Raw genomic sequence first — 21776 nt, 5'->3', positions numbered from 1 at the left:
CCGGCCCTCGCATCGGAGACGAAACCCCAGATTGATGACGATACGCCGCAAAGCGAGGGCCAGGGACGCCCCTCGACGATGCCCATCGACAACCTCCACTTGCTCGTCTCGATAGCAGTACTGGGAACGCTCGTTCCGAGGTCACGGACGCGGTCCGACCGACTTGCGCTCACCGCCGGTATCGTCGGCCTCGCCGCCGCGTTCGTCGTGACGAACCTCCCGTCGGTTCCGCACCTGCTCGTTCTCGGCGTCAGCGTCGCGGGACTGGTCGTCTGTCTCGGGGCGTTTTCCACCGTCGCCTACACGCGGCTTCGCGGTCGACGTCGCGCGGCGTGACCTCGAACGTACCGGCGAACACGCCGATTTGGGTCGCCACTTCGAGGCGCGCACGTTCGCGAACCGACCTGCGATTCGACCGCCGAGTCGGAGATGTCGTAAATCGGATTGGTAAACGAAACGGATAGGTAGCGGTACGGAGCGAACAGAGAGTACGGTAGATTAATTTATTAATCTTACAGAAGAATGAAGGTGGGCGAATGCGTTCCTCTATCCGTCCATGCGGGAACATATAACGCGACGGGAGACGCTCGAATCGCTCATCGCGCTGTCGGTCGGACTGAACGCGGGGTCGGGCATCGTGGGCGCGCGGTCCGGACGCGGCGGTCACGGACCGAACGAGCCGACGCTGAACCGGTTCGCGACCACCGTCGCCGGCGCGGAGTTCACCGGCATCTTCCTCACCGACGACGGCCAGTTGTTCTTCAACGTCCAGCACCCCGCGAAGGCGGCCGAGGAGGAGTACCGGCCGGGCGCGGTCGGCGCGGTCGCGGGCGTCGACGTGACCCGACTGCCGAGCGACTTCGAGAGCGTCCAGCCCCCGAAGTCGACCGCGACGCGGGTCAAGACTGCGGAAGGCGAGTACCAGGTGCTCGCCGAGGGCGGCGACGAGACCGTCGACGGCCGGAAACTCGGGATTCCGTACTCCGCCGACGGCGAACCGATGACCGACGGCGCGAGCCCCGACTTCAACGGGTTCGTGCCCGCCGACGACGGTAGCGACGCCGGCTACCTCTTCACCAACTGGGAGACACAGCCCGGGATGGTCAGCCGAATGACGCTCTCCCAGAAGGGCGACACCGGCGCCTGGACCGTCGAGGAGAAGCGCAACCTCGACTTCCGACCGGTCGAGGGCACCTGGAACAACTGCTTCGGCACCGTCTCGCCGTGGGGGACGCCGCTGACTTCCGAGGAGTACGAACCCGACGCCGCGGCGTGGTTCAGTTCCGAGGAGCAGACCTACGGCAATGGCGAGGCGGCCGTCGAGGAGTACCTCGGCGAGTTCGGAAACGCCTACCGGTACGGCTACATCGTCGAGATAGCCGACCCGACCGGTGACGACCCGACGCCGACCAAGCACTACGCGATGGGGCGGTTCTCCCACGAGAACGCGGTCGTGATGCCCGACCGGAAGACGGTCTACATGAGCGACGACGGCACCGGAACGGTCTTCTTCAAGTTCGTCGCCGACGAGGCGGGCGACCTCTCGTCGGGCACCCTCTACGCCGCGCGGGCCCGCCAGCAGGGCGGCGTCGACGACCCCGCCGACGTGAGCTTCGGCCTCCGGTGGGTGGAACTCGGCCACGCGACCGACGACCAGGTCGAGTCGTGGATCGCCGAGTACGACCAGAAGCCCTCGACCGACCCGGACTACGTCACCGACGCCGAAATCGAGGCGTGGGCGAGGGGCGAGGCCGACGACGACCGGGCGGCGTTCCTCGAATCGCGGAAGGCCGCGGCGGCGGTCGGCGCGACCGACGAGTTCCGCAAGATGGAGGGCGTCAACGTCCGACCGGGCGCCAAGCCGGGCGACTTCCTCTACATGGCGATGTCCGAGGTCAACGAGACGATGCGCCCGAACGAGGCCACGGGCGAGGGCGACGACTCCCAGGACCGGATTCGACTCGAAGGCAACGACTACGGCGCGGTCTACCGGATGCGCCTCGACGGAAACTACGACGTCCACCGGATGGAACCGGTCGTGGTCGGCGGGCCGAACGCCAACGTCTGCGGCGGGTGCCCCTACGACGCCCACCCGAACTCGAAGGAGAACGTCTGTCGGGACTGCGCGTTCAACCCGGCCGAGGAGCGCGGCCGCGGTCACGACCACGGCGACGCGCCGGGTGACTCGGGCGGAGACTCGAACGCCAAGGGCGTCCAGAAGGCCGCGAAAGCGGCGACGAGCCTCGCCGGCGAGGGGATGGCGAAACTCACCGACGCCTCCTCGACCGTGGACCCGGAGAACGCCGTAGCCAACCCCGACAACCTCGTCGTGATGCCCGACGGTCGGGTGATAATCGGCGAGGACAGCGACCTCCACCGCCCGAACATGCTCTGGGTGTACGACCCCGGTCGCGGGAACTGACCGCGGGTTCTCCCGGCGACGACGCCGGACGTGCGGTCGGCGAACGAGGTCGCGCCGGGCGCGACCTCGTTCGCGAGCGGCAACATCTCGAAATTTTAAGGTGAGTGGGCGCAGAGCCGAACGCATGCGCGAGTACCTCTACCTGGCAGGCGCCATCGCCGCCGAGGTGAGCGGCACCGCGGCGCTGAAGTTCTCGGACGGGTTCACGAACGTCGTCCCGTCGCTCGTCGTCGTGGTCGGGTACGTCGGTTCGTTCTACCTCCTCAGCCTCACCCTCCAGGAGTTGCCGATAGGGCTGGTGTACGCGACGTGGTCGGCGGTCGGCATCGTGGCCGCGGCGCTGATCGGCGTCCTCCTGTTCGACGAGACCGTGGACGTCGCGGGCCTCGTCGGGATGGCGCTCATCGTCGCCGGCGTCGTCGTCCTCAACGTCCTCTCGGACGCTTACGCGCCCGCCCATTGACGTCGACCGCTCGCACGCCCGCCCATTGACTGTCGGACGCCTACGCGCCCGCCCACCGACCGTCGACCGCTCGCACGCAGACCGCGACCCAATGAGTAGCCATTTAGTGGTCGCCCGCCCGACTGTAGTTCATGACCATCGGTTTCATCGGCGGCAGCGGCATCTACGACGCCCTGCCTCTGGAGAACACCCGCGAGGTCGAACTGACGACGCCGTTCGGCGAGCCGAGTTCGCCCGTCACGGTCGGCGAGATGGCCGGCGAAGAGGTCGCGTTCCTGCCCCGCCACGGCCCGGACCACCAGCACACGCCGACGAACGCGCCGTACAAGGCGAACATCTACGCCCTGAAGCAGATGGGCGTCGAGCGCGTGCTGTCGAGCAACGCGGTCGGGAGCCTCCGCGAGGAACTGGCGCCCCAGACGCTCGTGGTTCCCGACCAGACGTTCGACCGGACGAAGCACCGCGACTCGACGTTCTTCGGCGACGGCATCGTCGTCCACATGCCCTTCGCGGAGCCGTACTGCCCCCACATGGTCGACCACCTCGCCGACTCCTGCGACGCCGCGACCGACGCCGACTACCAGAAGGGCGGCACCTACGTCTGCATCGAGGGGCCGCAGTACTCGACCCGCGCCGAGAGCGAGTTCTACCGGGCGCAGGGCTGGGACGTCATCGGCATGACGACCATCCCGGAGGCCAAGTTGGCCCGCGAGGCCGAGATGTGCTACGCGACGGTGGCGGGCGTCACCGACTACGACGTCTGGAAGGAGGACAGCGAGGTGACCCTCCAGGAGGTGCTCGAGAACGCCGCCGAGAACGAAGACGCCATCAAGGAGGTCGTCGAGCGCGCCATCCGCCAGCTGCCCGACGAGCGCGACTGCGACTGCGGGTCGGCGCTGGAGGGGACCATCAACACGCCCACCGAGGCGATTCCCGACGAAACCCGCGAGCGCGTCGACGCGTTCGTCGGCGAGTACCTGGAGTAGACGACCGCAGAGTGGGGGCTTCTCCGAGTTGAGAGTCGCGCCGAGAGACACATCGGGAGCGATTTCGGGGCGGTTCACCGCCACGCTGATAGCTATCTCTGACGTAACAGGTAGGTAATGCACCCGACCGAGGGGAGACGAGTCGTCGTCACGGGCGCGAACGAGGGAATCGGCTATCACCTGCTCACCTCCTTGGTCGAAGACGGCTACCAGGTCGCCGGACTCGATATCGACGGCGGACGCGTCCAACCCCTACAGGAATCGTACCCGGAGCGGGTCCGCTTCTTGGAGTGTGACGTCACGGTGGACGACGACGTCGAGGCGGCCGTCGCGGAGGTGAGAAACCGGTGGGGCGAAATCGACATCCTCGTCAACAACGCCTCGATATTCAACTTCGCCTCCTTCGAGGACCAGACGCTCGCCGACACGAAACGCGAGTTCGAGGTGAACTACTTCGGGTACGTCCGGGCGATTCGCGCCGTCTTACCCTCCATGCGAGAACGGAACGAGGGTATCATCCACAACGTGAGTTCCGGGGCCGGACTGGTCGGCCATCCCGGACTCTCCGGATACGCTTCGACCAAGGGAGCTATCGAGGCGCTCGTCCGCTCGCTGCGATTGGAACTGCGACACGAGAACGTGGCGTGCACGCTGATGCATCCGCCGCTGACGAACACCCGTTCGGCGAGTCAACTCGGCTATCCGGCGTCGCTCCTGCGCGACCCCGCCGACGTCGGCCGGAAACTGGCGGGGAAGATAGAGTCGACCGACCGGGTGATTGCCGCCGACTGGCAGACAAAGCTCGGACTGTACCTCTCCCGGCGCTTGCCCTCCCTGGTCGAGAAGGGCACCGAGCGGTTCGTTTCTCCCGCCGAATAGCCTCCCGACGATACCGACCGTCTCCGGCGAGCGGTTTCGCTGTCGATTCGCGCCGCGCGTCGCGCACCGCTCCTCGCAAGTACTGACACGCCGGAGAAAGGGTTTCGAACGAGTCGGCACCGAGCTAGTCGGCTATCGCTTCCGCCTCGTCGGAGTCGTCGGTTTCTGCGTCGGCGGTCGCGGCGTCGATGACCCAGAGGTCGCCGAACAGGTCGTCCTGCTCCAGCGTCACGACGCCGCGGTGGGAGAGAAAGAGCAGCGCGAGGAACGTCTCGATGCGCGTGCCGCCGACGGTGTCGATCTCGGCGTACAGCACCTCCTCGCGGCCCGCGTCGTACTGGCGCTCCAGTTCGACCTGCACGTCGTCGATGACCACCTCGATGTGCTCGTCGTGGGCGGTCCCGAGCGCCTCGTCCTCCGAGGGCTCGTCGTCCATCCGCATGTCGTCGCCCGTGTGGTAGTCGAGGGTCTGGGTCCCGCGGCTGAACCCGTGGGGCGACTTCGAGGTGTCGTAGCTCCGGGACTCCTTCCACCACGACCCGCGCTCGCGCTCGCGGAGTTCCCGGACGAGTTCGTCGAGCGTCTCGGGCGACCCGCGGGCGCTCTTGCGGTCGAGGCGGCGTTCCATCTCGGCTTCGAGCTGGTTGACGGGGTCGTAGGCGGGGAAGTCGCCGTCCTCGCCCTCCATCGGCATCTCGGCGTCCGGCCCCCACTCCGCCCACGGGTCCTCGGGTTCCTCCTCTTCCTCGTCGTCGGCCAGCAGGGCGTCGCTCTTCATCCGCAGGAGGACGCTGGCGTAGAACAGCGCCCGGCCCGAGGTCCGGAGGTCCGAGCCGTCGAGGCGGTCGAGGAACTTGTCGGTGACCGTCACGATGTCGATGTCCCACGGCTCGATTTCGCCCTCCTCGGCCAACTGGACCAGCAGTTCGACCGGTTCGCCCTCGTCGTCGTCCGAATCGGGCACGTCGGCGGCCACCTCGTCGAGGATGGCGTCGCCGTCCTCGGAGGTGGAACCGCCGTCGTCCGACCCGTCCGCACCCGAGTCGCCGCCGACCGCCGGCGACTCAGGCGCGTTCCCGCCGGGGAGGTCCGATTCCTCGCCCTCCCGCTCGCGCTTTCGCTTCTCCTCCTCGTGGCCCGCGATGTTGAGCGGGATGCCGCCGTCGGTCCGCTTCGCTCCCCGACGAGCCTCGCGCTCGCTTCGCTCGCGCTCGCCGCCGTCAGAGCGCAGCTCTGACGAGCCTCGACTCGCTTCGCTCGTCGAGACGCCGTCGGCTCGCGGTTCGGCATCGGGGTCCCGGGAGGCGTCCGGCGATTCCTTGCTCACGGCTTCGCCGTTCTTCCGAGACTCCTTCGGAGTCTCGCTCGACTCGCGCGTCTCGCTACTCGCGGGTCGTCGCTCCGCTCCTCCCCGCTCGCCTTTCGGAGACTCCTCCGGAGTCTCCCTAGTCATCGGCCGGCACCTCCCCGCTATCGCCGAGTTGGATACCGGTGACGGTGCTGACGTTGTCGCCCTGCATCGTGACGCCGATGGCGCGCTCGGAGCGCTCCATCATCGCCGACCGGTGGCTCACGACGATGAACTGGGCGTCGCCCGCGAGTTCGTCGACCATCTCGCCGACCCGCTCGGCGTTCGCGGCGTCGAGGAAGGCGTCGACCTCGTCGAGCGCGTAGAACGGCGCGGGGTTGAATCGCTGGATGGCGAAGATGAACGCGAGCGCGGTCAGGCTCTTCTCGCCGCCCGACATCGCGTTGAGCCGCTGGATGGGCTTGTCGCCCGGCTGAGCCTTCATCGTCAGGCCGTCCTCGAAGGGGTCCTCGGGGTTCTCGAGGTGGAGTTCGCCCGTCCCGGCCGACAGTCGCTCGAAGATGTCGGTGAACTGCTCGGCGATGGCCTCGTAGGCCTCCATGAACGTCTCCTTCTTCTGGGCCTCGTAGGAGTCGATGCGCTCGCGGATGCCCTCGCGCTCCTCGACCAGGATGGACTTGCGCTCTTCGAGGTCCTCCAGGTCGGATTTGACGTCGTCGTACTCGTCGATGGCCAGCATGTTCACCGGCTCTAAGGCCTCCATCTCGCGTTCGAGCCGCGAGATGTTCCGTTTGACCTCGTTCAGGTCGGGAATCTCGTCGGCGTCGTACTCCTCGACGGTGCCTTCGAGTTCCGAAACCTCCTCCTGGAGGCGCTCGGCGCTCCGGCGCAGGCTGTCGAGGCGGTTCTGGACCGACTCGACCTCCGACTGCTTTCCGTCGCGCTCCTTCTCGGCGGCACGGAGGTCCTCCTTGAGGTCCTTGCGCTCGTCTTTGAGTTCCGCGAGTTCGTCTTCGAGGTCGGCGACCGCCTCGCGCTTCTCCTCCAAGACCTCCTCGCGGTCCTCGATCTCGTCTTCGAGTTCCGCGATCTTCTCCTCCTGTTCGGCCTTGCGGTTCTGAGCCGTCTCGATGTCGTCGTGGAGGTCCTCGATGGCGTCCTCGGCGTACTGCTTCTCGAGTTGGAGTTCGTTGAGCCGGCCGTCGAGGTCGTCCATCCGGTCTTCGAGGTCGTCGATGTCGGCCTCGATCTCGTCGGCCTCGGCCGTGAGTTCCGGAATCTGGGAGTCGGCGAGTTCCGCTTCGAGTTCGGCGATGGCCTCCTCGACCTCCTCGATGTCGGCGTTCCGGGCCTCGATTTCCGACTCGATGTCGGCCATCTGCTCGTTGACCGCCTCGCGCTCTTCGGCCATCTCCTCGAGTTCCGCCTCGATGGCGTCGATGCGCGACTTCGCCGAACCGAGCTTCTCCTCGGTGCGCTCGACGTTCGACTCGATGGAGCGCACCTGATCTCCGGCGTCGGTCTTGCGGTCCCGGGCGTCGTCGAGTCGGTCCTCGACGCTCCGGATGTCCTCGCGGATGGACCGCCGCTCGTCTTCGAGGTCGTTGATCTGCTTGGCGACCCGTTCGAGTTGGCCCTTGCCGGACTTCGAGAACGAGTAGCGGGACCCGCCCTTCGAACCGCCGGTCATCGCGCCGCTCTTCTCGACCAGTTCGCCCGATAGCGTCACGAGGCGGTAGTCGCCCATCAGGTCGCGAGCGGTGTCGAGATCGTCGACCACCAGCGTGTCGCCGAGCACGTAGGCGAACACGCCCGCGTACTGGGAGTCGAAGTCGACGAGGTTGTACGCGAAGTCGACCACGCCGGGCGCGTTCGGGGCCGACGGGAGGTTGCGCCGGTGCATCTCCGTCATCGGCAGGAACGTCGCCCGCCCGGCGTTCCGCGACTTCAGGTGCTCGATGCACCGCTGGCCGACGCCGTCGTCGTCGACCACGACGTTCGCGAGACGGCCGCCCGCGGCCGTCTCGCAGGCCGTGGCGTACTTCTCGGCGACGCTACCGAGTTGGGCCACCGCGCCGTGGACGCCCTGTAGACCGGCGTTCAGCACGGTCGAAACCGCCCGGCCGAACGACGAGTCGCCGCTCTCGCTCGCGTTGGCTTCGAGTTGGGCGTACTCCTGCTGTTTGGCCTGGAGGCTGTCCTCCACGTCGTCCAGGTCGCCCTGGAGTTCCCGCTTCTGCTGTTTGAGGTCGCCGACCACCTCGTCTATCTGGGCGCGGTTCTTCTCGGCCTTCGAGAGTTCGGCCGAGAGGTCGTCCAGTTTCGATTCGAGTTCGGGAATCGACTCGCGGGCCTGCTCCAACTCGGCTTCCTTCTCGCTCTCTTCGTTCGACCGCCGCCGGGCCTCGTCGAGCAGGCGATCCTTCTCGCGCTGGAGGTCGTTCTTCTCGCTCTTGTACTCCTCGAGCGTCGACTTCTTCTCGGCGAGGTCGGCCTTCACCTCGTCGTACTCGGTGTCGACCTCCTCGATCTGCTTCTCGACCTCCGCGAGGTCGGCCTCCTTCTGCTGGACGTCGGCCTTCAGCGAGGACTTCTCGATCTTGACGCTCCGGACGTCGTCGGCGAGTTCGTCGACGGTTTCCTGCTTGCGGTCGATCTCGACGAACGCCTGTCGGCGGGTGTTCTCCGCGTCCTGGATCTTCTCCTCGGCCGACTCGATCTGGTCTTCGAGTCGGCCGATCTCGCCCTTGACGGCCTCTATCTCGCTCTTGATCTCGAGCTGTTCGTCTTCGCCCTTCCGCTCGATCTCGGCGTTGAGTTCCTCGAGTTCGTCTTCGAGGCGGATGACCTTCCCCTGCCGCTCGTCCAACTCGGCCTGTAACTCGGCGAGTTCCTCCTCGCGCTCTTCGATGTCCTCGCGCGTGTGGCGGAGGTCGGTCCGCTTCTCTTCGAGTTCCGCGGCTTTGACGTAGCCCTCGTACTCCTCCTTCTCCTCGCGGAGGCCCCTGTATTCGAGGGCGGTTTCGCGCTCGTCGGAGAGCTGCTCGAGGCGCTCCTGTTTCTCCCCGATGCGGAGTTCGGCCTCGCTCACCCGCTCTTTGACGACTTCGAGTTCCTCGAAGGCGTCCTCCTTCTTCGCATCGAACTCGGCGACGCCCGCGATCTCGTCGATGATTTGGCGCCGCTCGTACGGCGTCATGTTGATGATCTCGGTCACGTCGCCCTGCATGACGACGTTGTACCCTTCGGGGGTCACCCCGGCCTGCGCCAGCAGGTCCTGGATGTCCGAGAGGTTCACCGACCGACCGTTGAGGTAGTAGTAGGAGTAGTAGTTGTCGTCGGTCTGTTTGACCCGGCGTTTGATGGTGATCTCCTCGACGTCACCGACGTTGTCCGAACCGGCGGCGTTGACGACCTGCGCCCGGTCGACCTTCCCGTCGCTGTTGTCCAGGACCACTTCGACGCTTGCCTCACGGGTCCCGTGATCGGCCCCGCCGTCGTCGGCGTGACCGGGGTTGTAGATGAGGTCGGTCAGTTTCTCCGCACGGATACCGCGGGTACGGGCGAGTCCGAGCGCGAACAGGACGCTGTCGATGATGTTGCTCTTGCCTGAACCGTTCGGACCGCTGACCGTGGTAAAATCCTCGTAGAACGGGATTTCGGTGGTACGTCCGAAGCTCTTGAAGTTGTCCAAGACGAGCTTTTTGATGTGCATGGTTGCTCGTAGCGGGGGCCGCTACGCGACGATGATGTCGTCGCCTAACTCCGAATCTCCCCCCGTCTCGTCTTCTTCCTGGGACTCTGTGCTTTTAGATTCGTCGCTTTTATCGTTTCGTGTGCGCGTGCGGCCGGCGTTCGTCGTCTCGGTCGACTCGCTCCGCTCCGATTCCAGCGTTTCGAGTCGGTCGTGGACCTCCACGAGTTCCTCGGTCAACCCCTGCACCGTCGCCTCGAGTCGTCCGACCTTCGTTTCGAGTTCGTCGACTCGCTCCTCGGCGTCGCTCATTACCTGTGTACCCCGACGGTAGATACATAAACGTACGTCAGACGAATATCAGAATGTTGGCCATTACGCCGGGCGGGGAAACCGCGAGCGGTGGCGGTCGGAAACCGACTCCGGCCGTCGCGGCGTCCCGCAGCCTTTTAACGCTCACGCCCCGAACCGACCTGCAATGACTGCTCAGGCTGTCCAGCAATCGGACCTCGCGGTCGTCATCGGACTCGAGGTCCACGTCCAGCTGGAGACGGACACGAAGATCTTCTGCGGGTGTTCGACCGACGTGGCCGACGACGAGCCGAACACCCACACCTGTCCGGTGTGTCTCGGCCTGCCGGGCGCGCTCCCGGTGCTCAACGAGGCCGCCGTCGAGTCGGCCGTCAAGGTCGGCAAGGCCATCGACGCCGACATCCCCGAGGAGACGACCTTCCACCGGAAGAACTACTTCTACCCCGACCTCCCGAAGGGTTTCCAGATCACCCAGTACGACGCGCCGGTCTGCCAGGACGGCGAACTCGAGATCGAAGTCGAGGGCGAGCGCCGCACCGTCGGCATCGAGCGCGCGCACCTCGAAGAGGACCCCGGCAGCCTGCAGCACCAGGGCGGCAACATCGACACCGCCGACTACACGCTGGTCGACTACAACCGCGCCGGCGTCCCGCTGATGGAGATCGTCACCGAACCCGACTTCCGCGGCGCGAGCGAGGTCCGGGCGTTCCTCGCGAAGTTGGAGGAGGTGCTCGAGTATCTCGGCGTCTTCGACAGCCAGCGCGACGGCTCGCTCCGCATCGACGCCAACCTCAGCGTCGTGCCCGGCGACGAGGTCGGCGAGGACGGCGCCATCGGCGAGGAGACGCTCGCGTCGGCCAACCGAACCGAGGTCAAGAACATCTCCAGCCACAAGGGCGCCGAGAAGGCGCTGGCCTACGAGGCGACTCGCCAGAAGAACGCGGTCCAGCGGGGCCGCGAGGTCGAACAGGAGACGCGCCACTGGGACGAGTCCCGAGGCATCACCGTCTCGATGCGCTCGAAGGAGGAGGAGAAGGACTACCGCTACTTCCGGGAGGCCGACCTGCCGCCGTTGCAAGTCAGCGACTGGAAGCAGAAGCTCGAAATTCCAGAACTCCCCGACGCCCGCCGCGAGCGATTCCGCGAGGAGTACGGCCTGAGCCGGGAGGCCGCGAGCAAGCTCACCTCCACCAAACAGGTCGCCGACTTCTACGAGGACGTCGCCAGCGAGTACGACCCGGACCTCGCGGCGACCTGGGTCGCCGACAACCTGCTGGGCGAACTCAACTACCGCGACATGGAGATCACCGACGTCGACGACCGACTCGACGAGTTCACGCACCTCGTGGAACTGGTCGCCGAGGACGAGATTACCACCAAGAACGCCGAGGAGGTCGTGCTCCGCGAGATGCTCGACGGGGGCGATGACCCCGAAACCATCATCGACCGCGAGGGACTCGGCAAGGCCGACGAGGGCCAGGTCGAAGGCGCGGTCACCGAGGCCATCGAGGAGAACCCCGACGCCGTCGAGGACTACTACGACGGCGAGGGCGGCGCGCTCAACTTCCTCGTCGGGCAGGTCATGCAGAAGACCGGCGGAAGCGCCGACCCCGGGTCGGTGAACCAGTTGCTCCGCGAGCGACTGGACGAAGCCGACGACTGAGCGACTCTCGTCGTTCGTTGCGAACAGGCGGCGCTTTTCCGAATTGTAGGCGTCCGACTCGCGAGGGGTGCGCCGCGCTCCCGCCGAGGCTCCCTCGCGGCCGTTCTCAGGTCACGTCGAGTTTTGGTCGCGGTTTCCGATTTAAGCGTTCGTGCGACAGGAAGTATGACTGCTAAGAATCAGTACGGCGTGACTGCGGCAACAATAGCAACCCTGACTGCCTCGAAAGCCCCCGCCCGCTCGCGGTCGCTCAGCAACATATCCGGTTCGCGCCTGCCGGCGCTCACCGAATAGGGGTTGCTGAGACGACCACGTGAACGCGAGCGGGCGGCCCCTTTCAGTCCTACCCGCCGGTTGATTCGCCGAGCGCGTCCCGTGGCCCGAATCACCGAGCGTCGCCGACGACCGGCCCGCCGTCTCGCGTTCGAACTTCGGGAATTCGTGCCTCAGTCGCCAGGCGCGGGTCGCTGTTTCTCCACGACGCCCTCCCGCCAGCGCCCGAGGCTGAACCACGCGACGCCGAGCAGGAACGACCCGAACGCGGAGAACGACCAGGCCCACCAGAGGCCGTCGACGCCCCACGCGAGTCCGGCGAGGGTGACCGACCCCACGGGGAGCGTCCAGCCGTAGGCGAACAGGAGCGCGGCCGGAATCCGCATCAGCCAGCGCGAGAGGAAGGAGAGGGCCATCGCCGCCCGGGTGTTGCCCGCCCCGCGGAAGCCGCCCTGTATCACCATCAGGCCGCCGAAGAAGGCAAGGAACGGCGCGATGACTTGGAGGAAGTCGACGCCCTCCGCGACCACGTCGGGGTCGTCGACGAAGAGTCGAATCGCCTCGTCGGGGAACGCGAATATGAGCGCGCCCGCCCCGAACAGGACCACCATCGTCCCCGCGGTGGCCTTCCAGGTCACCTCCGCGGCGCGGTCGGGGGTGTCGGCGCCGAGGTTCTGGCCGACGCCCGTAGCGGCCGCCTGTCCGACGGCGCCTGAGACGGTCCAGGAGACGGACATCAGCCTGACGCCGACGCCGTAGGCCGCGGTCGGAATCGGGCCGAACCGCGCGACCAGCGCCGCCATGGCGACCGCCGCGAAGCTCCGGGCCGCACCGTCGATGGTCGCGGGGTAGCCCACGTCGACGAGTTTCTTCAAGACCGGCCAGTCGGGCCGCAGGTCCGAGACGTACAGTTTCACGCCCCAGTCGCCCCGCAGGAGGATGTACACGCCGACGATGGCGGCGAACACCCGCGAGATGAGCGTCGCCACCGCGGCGCCCCGGACCTCCCAGGCCGGGAACGGCCCGTAGCTGAGGATGAACAGCGGGTCGAGCACGACGTTCATCCCCGCGGAGAACACCATCAGCCACATCGCGGTCCGCGTGTCGCCCGCGCCGCGCAACACCGCCCGGAAGACGAAGAAGAGGAACGTGAACGGAATCGAGACGAACAGCACTTCGATGTACTGGAGCGCGTAGGCGTACACCTGCCCCTCCGCGCCGACCAGCGAGACGAGTGGTCGCCGGAAGGCGTAGCCGAACGCCGACAGCGCGAGCGCCACGACGACAGTGAGGAGGGTCGTCTGGGCGACCACGTTGTCGGCGGCGCGGTCCTCGCCCGCGCCGACGTGCTGGGAGACGAGCGCGACCGACGCCGCGGTCAGGCCCATCGCGATGGAGACGAACAGCCACGCGGTCGGGAACATCAGCGAGACGGCCGCGACGGCCGTCGCGCCGACTCGACCCACCCAGAACATGTCCGCGAGGTTGTAGACCGTCTGGAGCAGATTGCCGGCGACCAGCGGCCACGCCAGGCTGGCGAGTTTCGGCGTTACCGCGCCGGTCGTCATGTCCACGCGGCTCTCGGTTCGCTTCGTCACGCTCTCGCCGGAACGTCGTGCGAACCGCTCTTAAGCGCGGGGGTTCCCGTTGGCTCTGCCGGATTCCGCTACAGTCGCCTCGGGCCACCGGACGCCGAAATCGACGAGCAAAGCGTCGTCCCGACGACTCCGGGACCGAGAACGACGAGCAGTTCGAGGACGACCGCTCCGGCGAACCGGGCGTCGATACCACAGTGACCGCCGAGACAGATTCGCTCGCCGCCGAGGTCGAAGAAGGCGTTCGTGGCGAGTCCGCCGGGAGCGACGAAGATACCGAACGCGACGACCGTTGCGACCGGCCAGCCGTAGGTCGCGTACCGCAACGCGGTTTCGGAATCGACGCCGCCGACGCGCTCGACGAACAGTCGCCCGACGAACAGCGGAAGGGCGGTCAGGAAGACGAACGCGGCGATGCCGCCGGTGACGAGTATCGCCGCGGCCTTCCCCAGAGTGAGTCCTCGCGCCATCGCCCAGACGACGAGGACGCCGACGAGGTAGAGTAGGCCGGCTTCCGCGAGCGCGGCGCGGAGCGCCCCGCCGAACGAACTTCCGCGGCGGTAGGACAGCTGTGCGCCGATGGTGACCGGAACCGCGACGCCGACGGTCGGTACGAACGCCGTTATGGGGACGAGTCCGGTCGGGAAGGCCATACGCGAAGTGTTCAATTCTGTTACATAAACCTGGCTCCCACGACGCTCGTCCCCGAACCTCGCACGTCCCCTCGTACACGGGTATGCATCCGCCCGCGCACGCCCGCCTTGTCCCGCCGCCCGCTTGCGATTTCTCCTCGGCGAAACCTTTACCAGTTCAGTTTGCTTAGCCAGATACAATGACTGACGAACGACATCGGTTAGCCGGAGGTGGAACATGGAGCTGATAATCACGGAGAAAGACAACGCCGCCCGGCGCATCGCCGACATCCTGAGCGGCGAGTCGGCGGAGGCCGAGCGCAAGAACGGCGTCAACGTCTACAAGTGGGGCGGCAAGCGCTGTATCGGACTGTCGGGCCACGTGGTGGGCGTCGACTTCCCCGACGAGTACAACGACTGGCGCGACGTCGAACCGGTCGAACTCATCGAGGCGCCCATCGAGAAGAAGGCGACGAAGGAGAACATCGTCGCCACCCTGCGCATCCTCGCGCGGAAGGCCGACACGGTGACGATAGCGACCGACTACGACCGGGAGGGCGAACTCATCGGCAAGGAGGCCTGGGAACTGGTCCGGGAGGTCAACGAGGACGTGCCCATCCAGCGGGTGCGCTTCTCCTCCATCACGAAGAACGAGGTCACCGACGCGTTCGCCGACCCCGACGACCTCGACTTCGACCTGGCGGCCGCGGGCGAGGCCCGCCAGGAGATCGACCTCATCTGGGGCGCGGCGCTGACCCGGTTCCTCTCGCTCTCCGCGCGGCAACTCGGCGACGACTTCATCTCGGTCGGCCGGGTCCAGTCGCCGACGCTGAAGCTCATCGTCGACCGCGAGCGCGAGATCGAGGCGTTCGAACCCGAAGACTACTGGGAGATGTTCGCCGACCTCCAGAAGCGCGCGGCGGAGGCCGACACCGACGAGGAGGAACTGCCCTTCGAGGCCCAGTACTTCTACCTCGACGAGGACGACAACGAGGCCGAGCGCGTCTGGGACGAGGAAACCGCCGAGGCGGTCTTCGCCGACCTGGAAACCGCGAGCGAGGCGACCGTCGACCGCGTCTCCCGGCGGACCCGCACCGACGACCCGCCCGCGCCGTTCAACACCACGCAATTCATCCGGGCGGCCGGCAGTCTCGGCTACTCGGCCCAGCGCGCGATGAGCATCGCCGAGGATCTCTACACCGCGGGCTACATGACCTACCCGCGGACCGACAACACGGTCTACCCCGACGACCTCGACCCCGAGGAGCTGCTCGACACGTTCTCGGCGAACTACCACTTCAAGGACGACGCCGAGGCGCTGCTGGAGGCCGACGAGATAACCCCGACGGAGGGCGACGAGGAGACCACCGACCACCCGCCGATTCACCCGACCGAGGACATCCCGACCAAGAGCGACCTCTCGGACGCCGAGTGGGACGTCTACGAACTGGTCGTCCGGCGCTTCTTCGCCACGGTGGCCGACCCGGCGAAGTGGGAGCACCTCAAGGTGGTCGCGACCATCGGCGACCACAGGCTCAAGTCCAACGGCAAGCGCCTGGTCGAGGAGGGCTACCACGCAGTCTACCCCTACTTCAACACCACCGAGAACTACGTGCCGGACGTGACCGAGGGCGAGACGCTCGGCGTCACCGAGGCCCGCATCGAGGACAAGCAGACCCAGCCGCCCCGCCGGTACGGCCAGTCGCGGCTCATCGAGACGATGGAGAAGATGGGAATCGGGACGAAGGCGACCCGCCACGAAACCATCCAGAAGCTCTACGACCGCGGCTACGTCGAGAGCGACCCGCCCCGGCCGACCCAGCTCGCGAAGGCGGTCGTCGAGGCCGCCGAGGAGTTCGCGGAACTCGTCGTCAGCGAGGAGATGACCAGCGAACTCGAACGCGACATGACCGCCATCGCGGAGGGCGAACAGGACCTGGAGGACGTGGCCGACGAGTCCCGCGAGTACCTCCAGCAGGTGTTCGACAGCCTCCACGAGTCCCGCGAGGAGGTCGGCGACCTGCTCCAGAAGTCGATGAAGGCCGACAAGACGCTCGGCCCGTGCCCGGAGTCGGGCCACGACCTGCTCATCCGCCAGAGCCGAAACGGCTCGTACTTCGTGGGCTGCGACGGCTACCCCGACTGCACCTACACCCTGCCGCTGCCCAACACCGGTAAGCCGCTCCTGCTCGAGGAGGAGTGCGAGGACCACGGCCTCCACCACGTCAAGATGCTCGCGGGTCGCCAGACGTTCGTCCACGGTTGCCCGCTCTGCAAGGCCGAGGAGGCCGACGAGCAGGAAGACGAGGTCATCGGCGAGTGCCCCGAGTGCGGCGAGGAACACGACGACGGCGAACTCGCCATCAAGCGCCTCCAGAACGGCTCGCGGCTCGTCGGCTGTACCCGGTATCCGGACTGCGACTACTCGCTGCCGCTCCCGCGCCGGGGTGACATCGAGGTCACCGACGAGCGCTGCGAGGAACACGACCTGCCCGAACTGGTCGTCCACTCCGGCGACGAACCGTGGGAACTTGGCTGTCCCATCTGCAACTACCGGGAGTTCAAGGCCCGCGAGAGCGACTCGGGGAGCGACCTCGAAACCCTCGACGGCCTCGGCGCGAAGACCGCCGAGAAGCTCGCGGAGGCCGGCATCGAGAGCATCGAGGACCTCAAGTCCGCGGAAGTCGAGACGGTCGCCTCGCAGGTCCAGGGCGTGAGCGAGGACCGACTCCGCGGCTGGCAGGTGAAGGCCGACTGACCCTCGGCCGGACGACGTTCCCGAACGGAGACGCACCTTCTGGCGACGTTATCTGACGAATACCGCGCGAACCGCCGCTGAACGGTTTCGGAAATCACGGGCAGACGGACCGACGCCTCTCGAAACCGATGCTTGTATCGAACGCGTCTCGATTTCCGCCGCGGACGAACTGAACCGACGTGAAGCGTCGGCGTGAACCGTGCCGCCGCTTTATTCTCGCGCGTCGCGTCGGTCCTCGCGCCGGACGACCGCGACGCCGTCCGGCGGTGACTTTCCATGACCGAACGGAGATACGAACCGACAGACCAGCAACGCCAACAGCGAGACGTCCAGCGGCGGTACGGCCAGCGCAGAGAGTCGTCGTCGCGTCAGTCCGGCCAGGCGACGGAGTTCCAATCCGGCCAGCGGCCGAACCAGCGATCCTCGGAGCAGGGCAGCTCGCAGTCGGGGTGGCAGTACCAGCAATCGACCGGACGAACGGGACAGCGGATGGCCCAACAGCAGGGCTCACAGACCGGGCGAACGGGCGGCGGCCAACAGCTACAACCGCCCCAGCAACCGCAGTGGGAGGCGCTCCGGCCGGTGACGATCGGCGAAATCGCGGCGACGGACGTCGTCACCGCCCGGCCCGACACGCCCGTCACCGAACTGGTCGGCAAGATGGCCCGCGAGAGCGTCGGGTCGATCGTAATCGTCCAGCAGAACAGACCGGTCGGCATCGTCACGGACCGCAGTATCGCGCTCAAACTCGAAGACAACCCGGACGTCTCCCGGTTACGGGCCGGCGACGTCATGAGCGAGGACCTCTTTACGGTCCGGGAGGACGAGAACATCTTCGAGGTGACCAGAAATCTCGGCGACCGGGGCGTCCGACGCGCTCCGGTCGTCGACGACCAAGGCACGCTTCGGGGTATCGTGTCGCTCGACGACATCACCGTGTTGCTGACGGAGGAGTTCGAGAACGTGAGCCGAATCATCGAGGCGCAGTCCCCGCGATACTGACCCGACACCGCTTCGGGGCGTGACCGTCGACGCCCGGGCGGTCTTTCGGCTCACGCCGAACGCGTCGGCGGTCAGGTCCGCCGACCGGTGGCCGTTCCGAAGGGGTTTTAGCCGGCAGTTTTGATTACACTGGTAATGACTGCGCCGTGGGACGAGTGGGACCACATCGTGAAGCTGGACCCGGACAAGACGCTGGTGGAGGGCGAGACCTTCGAGGACGTGTGCGAAACCGGCACCGACGCCCTCGAAATCGGGGGGACGCTGGACATGACGACCGAGAAGATGCAGCGCGTCATCGACGCCTGCGCGAAGTACGACGTGCCTATCTACCAGGAGCCGAGCAATCCGGCGGTCGTGGTCGACGACGACGCCCTCTCGGGCTACCTCGTGCCCATCGTGCTCAACGCCGGCGACGTCTCGTGGGTCACCGGCGCACACAAGGAGTGGGCGCGCATCGACGACGTCGACTGGGAGCGCACGACCACCGAGGCGTACATCGTGATGAACCCCGACGCGAGCGTCGCCGACCTCACGGCCGCAGACTGCGACCAGACGCCCGAGGACGTCGCGGCCTACGCCGAAATCGCCGAGCGGATGTACGGCCAGGAGATCGTCTACGTCGAGTACTCGGGCACCTTCGGCGACCCCGAAGTCGTCGCGGCCGCCGCCGACGCACTGGAGGAGTCGACCCTCTTCTACGGCGGCGGCGTCCGCGACTACGACTCCGCGCACACGATGGCCGAACACGCCGACGTGGTGGTCGTCGGCGACCTGGTCCACGACGAGGGCGTCGAGGCGGTCCGCGAGACCGTCGAGGGCGCGAAGGACGCCGACTCCGCGCAGGTCGAGTCGGTCTGAGTCGGGGCGTCCGCCGACGGCCCGTCGTTTTCCGTTTCTCTCTTGCTGAATACCGCGAACCGCCAGCCGTGGCGACCGCGGTCCGTCTGTCCGTCTTCGACTCGCGATAAGCCCCGAGGTGTCCGAGTTCGGACACCGTCGGTTCGAGTTCCGAATTCCTCCGCCGTCCGCTGAAACCGCCGGAAAGACGCCTCTCGCGGCTTCAAAAATGAAAAAACGATTCATTCATATATTCTCGCCCCTAACTCTCAGTCGAGAGAACTATGACTGCGATAGCGGCCGACGGCCTGACGAAGTTCTACGGCGACACGCGGGGCATCGAGGACCTCTCCTTCGAGGTGGAGGAGGGCGAGGTGTTCGGCTACCTCGGGCCGAACGGCGCGGGAAAGACGACGACCATCCGAACCCTGCTGGGGTTCATCGCGCCCACCGCGGGCGAGGCCACCGTGCTCGGCCGAGACGTGACCGACGAGGCCGACCTCATCGAGGCCAAGCGCCGCATCGGCTACCTGCCGAGCGACCCCGGACTCGACGAGGGGGTCACCGGCCGCCGCATCGTGGAGTACCACGCCGAACTCAAGGGCGACGAGCGGAGCGCCGAACTGCTGGAGACGTTCGACGCGCCGGTCGACCGCGAGGTCGGCGAGTACTCCCGCGGGAACGTCCAGAAACTCGCCATCGTGCTGGCGTTCATGCACGACCCCGACCTCGTCATCATGGACGAACCGACCTCGGGGCTGGACCCGCTGATGCAGGACCGCTTCTACGAGTTCATCGAGGCCGAGAAGGAGCGCGGCACGACGTTCTTCTTCTCGAGCCACATCCTGAGCGAGGTGCGGCGGGTCTGCGACCGCGTGGGCATCATCCGCCGGGGCGAACTCGTCGCGCTCGAAGAGATCGAAACCCTGCTCCACCGGAGCGGCAAGCGCGTCGAGGTCAGCGTCGAGGGGGCGCTCGACCCCGCGGACTTCGACCTCGCGGGCGTCCACGACCTCGAGGCGAGCGACGGCGAGGCCGCGTTCATGTTCACCGGCGAGTTCGACACCCTCCTGGACCACCTCCGGGGCTACAGCGTTCGGGACCTCGAAATAGACGAAGCGCCGCTGGAGGACGTGTTCATGCGGTTCTACGACGACGGAGACGTCGGCGACGCCGCGGAGGCGGCGACGGACCTGCCGACCGACGACTCGCCGACCGCGTCGCCCGCCGTCTCGACTACCGGCGGTTCGGAAGACGAGTCCGAAGCGCGTCAGACTGCGTCTAACGGAGGTGACGACGATGCGTGAAATCGCCCAATACGAGGCCGAGCGAAAGCTGAAGGGTGTGCTCGTCGTCGCGGGACTGCTCGCGGTGATGTCGCTGCTGTTCGTCGCGCTGTTCCCGTCGATGGCGTCGTCGGGCGTCGACCTCGACGCCTACTGGGAGAGCCTGCCGCCCGCGATGAAGGCGGCGTTCGGCGCGACCGGCGCGATTCCGCTCTCGACCATCGAGGGGTTCCTGGCCGTCGAACTCTACCAGTTCTTCTGGCTGCTGATGCTCGGCATCTACGTCGCCTACCAGGCCGGCGGCCTCATCGCCGGCGACGTCGAGCGCGACCGGATGGACGTCCTGCTGGCCGCGCCGGTTTCCCGGCGGTCGGTCGTCGTCGGCAAGTTCCTCTCGCTGGTGCCGGGCGTGCTCGCGCTCAACCTGATCGTGGGCGCGGCGGTGTACGTCGGCGTGGCCGCCATCGGCGAGTCCGTGGCGGTCGCCGACCTGGTGATGGTCCACCTGCTGTCGGTGCCGTACCTGCTGGCCTGCGGGGGCATCGGCCTGCTACTGTCGGTGCTCTTCGACGAGGCCGACGTCGCCAAGCGGGGCGGTCTGGGCGCGGTGTTCGCGCTGTTCCTGCTGGAATCCATCAGTTCGGCCGCCGACCTGGCGTGGCTGGGTGCCATCAGCCCCATGCGGTACTACGACCCGACCACGGTACTGGTAAGCGGTGAGTACGACTGGGCGGGCGCGGCGGTCCTGCTCGTCGGTACGGCCGCGCTCGTCGCGGTCAGCGCGTGGTGGTTCCGCCGGGTGGACATCGCGTGAGGTCCGAACCGAGCCACCGAAATCCGACGACCGGAGAGTGAACGACGTGAAGGCGAAGGACGCGAAAGCGAAGGGAACGAAACCGAAGGACGGGAACGTGAAGGACGCAACATCGAACGACGCAAAACCGAGAGACGCGACGACGAAGGACGAGACGACCGACGTCGAGACGCCGAGCGCACCCGGGGGACGACGATGAGGGGATTCGGCGACGACGAGCGCGAGCGGATACGCGAACAATTACGCGAAACCGGCCGCGACCTCTTCACCCGTTACGGACTGGAGAAGACAACCATCGCCGACCTCACCGACCCGGTCGACATCGCCAACAGCACCTTTTACCAGTTCTACGACTCGAAGGAGCGTCTCTACTTCGAGATCATGCAGGAGGAGGGCGAGCGACTCGCCGAGGATATCATCGCCGAGTCGTTCGAGGCCGAGGACGACCCCGAGGAGGCCATCGTCGCCTTCCTCACCCTGCTGTGCGACTCGATGGAGACGAACCCGCTGGTCCACCGCCTCGTGGTCGACGACGACCTCCGGCGACTCACCGAGCAGTTCACCGACGCCGAGATGCGGGGTCGGCGCGAGCAGTCGGTGGCGTTCCTCGCGCCGTACCTCGAACGGTGGCGCGAGGAGGGCCGAATCCGCGAGGCGGACGTCGACGTGCTCGCCGGGGTCCTCGGCGTCGCGAAGTTCCTGCCGTACCACCGCGAGGACTTCCACGACGACGAGTACTACGAGGCCGTCCGCGAGGAGTTCATCGCGACGCTCGCGGCCGGGATGGTCCGGGACGCCGCGGAGTAGGGCGTCGGACAGTTCGACGGGGAACCGGCCGCGACGATGGCGAA

At 66.9% G+C, this 21776-nt stretch carries 17 protein-coding genes; 12 read left to right on the top strand and 5 right to left on the bottom strand.

The annotated features are described in order from the left end of the window. The first annotated feature begins 78 nt into the window (after positions 1-78). The 5 genes from NGM07_RS16815 to NGM07_RS16795 all read left to right on the top strand — a co-directional run bounded on the left by NGM07_RS16815 (position 79) and on the right by NGM07_RS16795 (position 4750). A complete protein-coding gene (locus NGM07_RS16815) occupies positions 79-336 on the top strand; it encodes a hypothetical protein (protein ID WP_253513626.1) in 258 nt (85 codons plus the stop codon). 220 nt (positions 337-556) lie between these two features. Further along, positions 557-2422 carry a PhoX family protein gene (locus tag NGM07_RS16810; RefSeq protein ID WP_253513624.1) on the top strand — a complete coding sequence of 622 codons (1866 nt, stop codon included), beginning with the start codon at positions 557-559 and terminating at the stop codon, positions 2420-2422. 124 nt (positions 2423-2546) lie between these two features. Beyond that, complete coding sequence (locus NGM07_RS16805) at positions 2547-2885, top strand: DMT family transporter (RefSeq protein WP_253513623.1); 339 nt, start codon at positions 2547-2549, stop codon at positions 2883-2885. A gap of 131 nt (positions 2886-3016) precedes the next feature. Beyond that, positions 3017-3871, top strand: a complete 855-nt coding sequence (mtnP, locus tag NGM07_RS16800; protein ID WP_253513621.1) for an S-methyl-5'-thioadenosine phosphorylase — start codon at positions 3017-3019, stop codon at positions 3869-3871. Positions 3872-3988: 117 nt separating this feature from the next. Beyond that, the gene (locus NGM07_RS16795) at positions 3989-4750 is read left to right on the top strand and encodes an SDR family NAD(P)-dependent oxidoreductase (RefSeq protein WP_253513619.1); all 762 of its coding nucleotides are present in this window, start codon (positions 3989-3991) and stop codon (positions 4748-4750) included. Positions 4751-4874: 124 nt separating this feature from the next. Here the strand turns inward: NGM07_RS16795 and NGM07_RS16790 are convergent, their stop codons facing one another. Genes NGM07_RS16790 through NGM07_RS16780 form a run of 3 tightly spaced genes read right to left on the bottom strand, consistent with a single transcriptional unit; the run spans position 4875 to position 10065 of the window. After that, on the bottom strand, positions 4875-6203 hold the full coding sequence (locus tag NGM07_RS16790) for a segregation/condensation protein A (protein ID WP_368410217.1): 1329 nt from the start codon (positions 6201-6203) through the stop codon (positions 4875-4877). Further along, entirely contained in the window at positions 6196-9774 is a 3579-nt protein-coding gene (gene smc, locus NGM07_RS16785) for a chromosome segregation protein SMC (RefSeq protein WP_253513618.1), read from the bottom strand. Before smc ends, NGM07_RS16790 begins: the two co-directional genes overlap by 8 nt. A gap of 21 nt (positions 9775-9795) precedes the next feature. After that, positions 9796-10065: a DUF7518 family protein gene (locus NGM07_RS16780; RefSeq protein ID WP_253513616.1), complete on the bottom strand. Its 270-nt coding sequence runs from the start codon at positions 10063-10065 to the stop codon at positions 9796-9798. Between the two features lie 166 nt (positions 10066-10231). On the opposite strand from NGM07_RS16780, the gene gatB reads away from it, so the two are divergent. After that, positions 10232-11728, top strand: coding sequence for an Asp-tRNA(Asn)/Glu-tRNA(Gln) amidotransferase subunit GatB (gatB, locus tag NGM07_RS16775; RefSeq protein WP_253513614.1), 1497 nt, complete (start codon positions 10232-10234; stop codon positions 11726-11728). 446 nt (positions 11729-12174) lie between these two features. Here the strand turns inward: gatB and NGM07_RS16770 are convergent, their stop codons facing one another. Then, a complete protein-coding gene (locus NGM07_RS16770; protein ID WP_368410314.1) occupies positions 12175-13569 on the bottom strand; it encodes an MATE family efflux transporter in 1395 nt (464 codons plus the stop codon). A 98-nt stretch (positions 13570-13667) separates the two neighbouring features. Continuing rightward, positions 13668-14249, bottom strand: coding sequence for a hypothetical protein (locus tag NGM07_RS16765; RefSeq protein ID WP_253513610.1), 582 nt, complete (start codon positions 14247-14249; stop codon positions 13668-13670). Positions 14250-14466: 217 nt separating this feature from the next. Between NGM07_RS16765 and NGM07_RS16760 the strand changes: the two genes are divergently transcribed. The 6 genes from NGM07_RS16760 to NGM07_RS16735 all read left to right on the top strand — a co-directional run bounded on the left by NGM07_RS16760 (position 14467) and on the right by NGM07_RS16735 (position 21732). Then, positions 14467-16986, top strand: a complete 2520-nt coding sequence (locus NGM07_RS16760; protein WP_253513608.1) for a DNA topoisomerase I — start codon at positions 14467-14469, stop codon at positions 16984-16986. A 276-nt stretch (positions 16987-17262) separates the two neighbouring features. Beyond that, positions 17263-17988 (top strand): CBS domain-containing protein, encoded by a 726-nt coding sequence (locus tag NGM07_RS16755; protein ID WP_253513607.1) that lies wholly within the window; start codon positions 17263-17265, stop codon positions 17986-17988. 135 nt (positions 17989-18123) lie between these two features. Further along, positions 18124-18846 carry a phosphoglycerol geranylgeranyltransferase gene (locus NGM07_RS16750; protein WP_253513605.1) on the top strand — a complete coding sequence of 241 codons (723 nt, stop codon included), beginning with the start codon at positions 18124-18126 and terminating at the stop codon, positions 18844-18846. Positions 18847-19109: 263 nt separating this feature from the next. Beyond that, positions 19110-20132: an ABC transporter ATP-binding protein gene (locus tag NGM07_RS16745; RefSeq protein WP_253513603.1), complete on the top strand. Its 1023-nt coding sequence runs from the start codon at positions 19110-19112 to the stop codon at positions 20130-20132. After that, entirely contained in the window at positions 20125-20925 is an 801-nt protein-coding gene (locus tag NGM07_RS16740; RefSeq protein ID WP_253513601.1) for an ABC transporter permease subunit, read from the top strand. Before NGM07_RS16745 ends, NGM07_RS16740 begins: the two co-directional genes overlap by 8 nt. 195 nt (positions 20926-21120) lie before the next feature. Further along, complete coding sequence (locus NGM07_RS16735) at positions 21121-21732, top strand: TetR/AcrR family transcriptional regulator (protein WP_253513599.1); 612 nt, start codon at positions 21121-21123, stop codon at positions 21730-21732. The last annotated feature ends 44 nt before the right edge of the window (positions 21733-21776 follow it).

The organism is Halorussus vallis (assembly GCF_024138165.1).
GTDB classification, from domain to species: domain Archaea; phylum Halobacteriota; class Halobacteria; order Halobacteriales; family Haladaptataceae; genus Halorussus; species Halorussus vallis.
The sequence above is the reverse complement of the archived record's forward strand: the minus strand, read 5'-3'. Positions and strand labels throughout refer to the sequence as shown.

What these genes read in the sequence shown, in the direction of transcription:
- NGM07_RS16815 (WP_253513626.1), top strand. Translation starts at nt 79, where the DNA reads ATGCCCATCGACAACCTCCACTTGCTCGTCTCGATAGCAGTACTGGGA.
- NGM07_RS16810 (WP_253513624.1), top strand. Translation starts at nt 557, where the DNA reads ATGCGGGAACATATAACGCGACGGGAGACGCTCGAATCGCTCATCGCG.
- NGM07_RS16805 (WP_253513623.1), top strand. Translation starts at nt 2,547, where the DNA reads ATGCGCGAGTACCTCTACCTGGCAGGCGCCATCGCCGCCGAGGTGAGC.
- mtnP (WP_253513621.1), top strand. Translation starts at nt 3,017, where the DNA reads ATGACCATCGGTTTCATCGGCGGCAGCGGCATCTACGACGCCCTGCCT.
- NGM07_RS16795 (WP_253513619.1), top strand. Translation starts at nt 3,989, where the DNA reads ATGCACCCGACCGAGGGGAGACGAGTCGTCGTCACGGGCGCGAACGAG.
- NGM07_RS16790 (WP_368410217.1), bottom strand. Translation starts at nt 6,203, where the DNA reads ATGACTAGGGAGACTCCGGAGGAGTCTCCGAAAGGCGAGCGGGGAGGA.
- smc (WP_253513618.1), bottom strand. Translation starts at nt 9,774, where the DNA reads ATGCACATCAAAAAGCTCGTCTTGGACAACTTCAAGAGCTTCGGACGT.
- NGM07_RS16780 (WP_253513616.1), bottom strand. Translation starts at nt 10,065, where the DNA reads ATGAGCGACGCCGAGGAGCGAGTCGACGAACTCGAAACGAAGGTCGGA.
- gatB (WP_253513614.1), top strand. Translation starts at nt 10,232, where the DNA reads ATGACTGCTCAGGCTGTCCAGCAATCGGACCTCGCGGTCGTCATCGGA.
- NGM07_RS16770 (WP_368410314.1), bottom strand. Translation starts at nt 13,569, where the DNA reads ATGACGACCGGCGCGGTAACGCCGAAACTCGCCAGCCTGGCGTGGCCG.
- NGM07_RS16765 (WP_253513610.1), bottom strand. Translation starts at nt 14,249, where the DNA reads ATGGCCTTCCCGACCGGACTCGTCCCCATAACGGCGTTCGTACCGACC.
- NGM07_RS16760 (WP_253513608.1), top strand. Translation starts at nt 14,467, where the DNA reads ATGGAGCTGATAATCACGGAGAAAGACAACGCCGCCCGGCGCATCGCC.
- NGM07_RS16755 (WP_253513607.1), top strand. Translation starts at nt 17,263, where the DNA reads ATGACCGAACGGAGATACGAACCGACAGACCAGCAACGCCAACAGCGA.
- NGM07_RS16750 (WP_253513605.1), top strand. Translation starts at nt 18,124, where the DNA reads ATGACTGCGCCGTGGGACGAGTGGGACCACATCGTGAAGCTGGACCCG.
- NGM07_RS16745 (WP_253513603.1), top strand. Translation starts at nt 19,110, where the DNA reads ATGACTGCGATAGCGGCCGACGGCCTGACGAAGTTCTACGGCGACACG.
- NGM07_RS16740 (WP_253513601.1), top strand. Translation starts at nt 20,125, where the DNA reads ATGCGTGAAATCGCCCAATACGAGGCCGAGCGAAAGCTGAAGGGTGTG.
- NGM07_RS16735 (WP_253513599.1), top strand. Translation starts at nt 21,121, where the DNA reads ATGAGGGGATTCGGCGACGACGAGCGCGAGCGGATACGCGAACAATTA.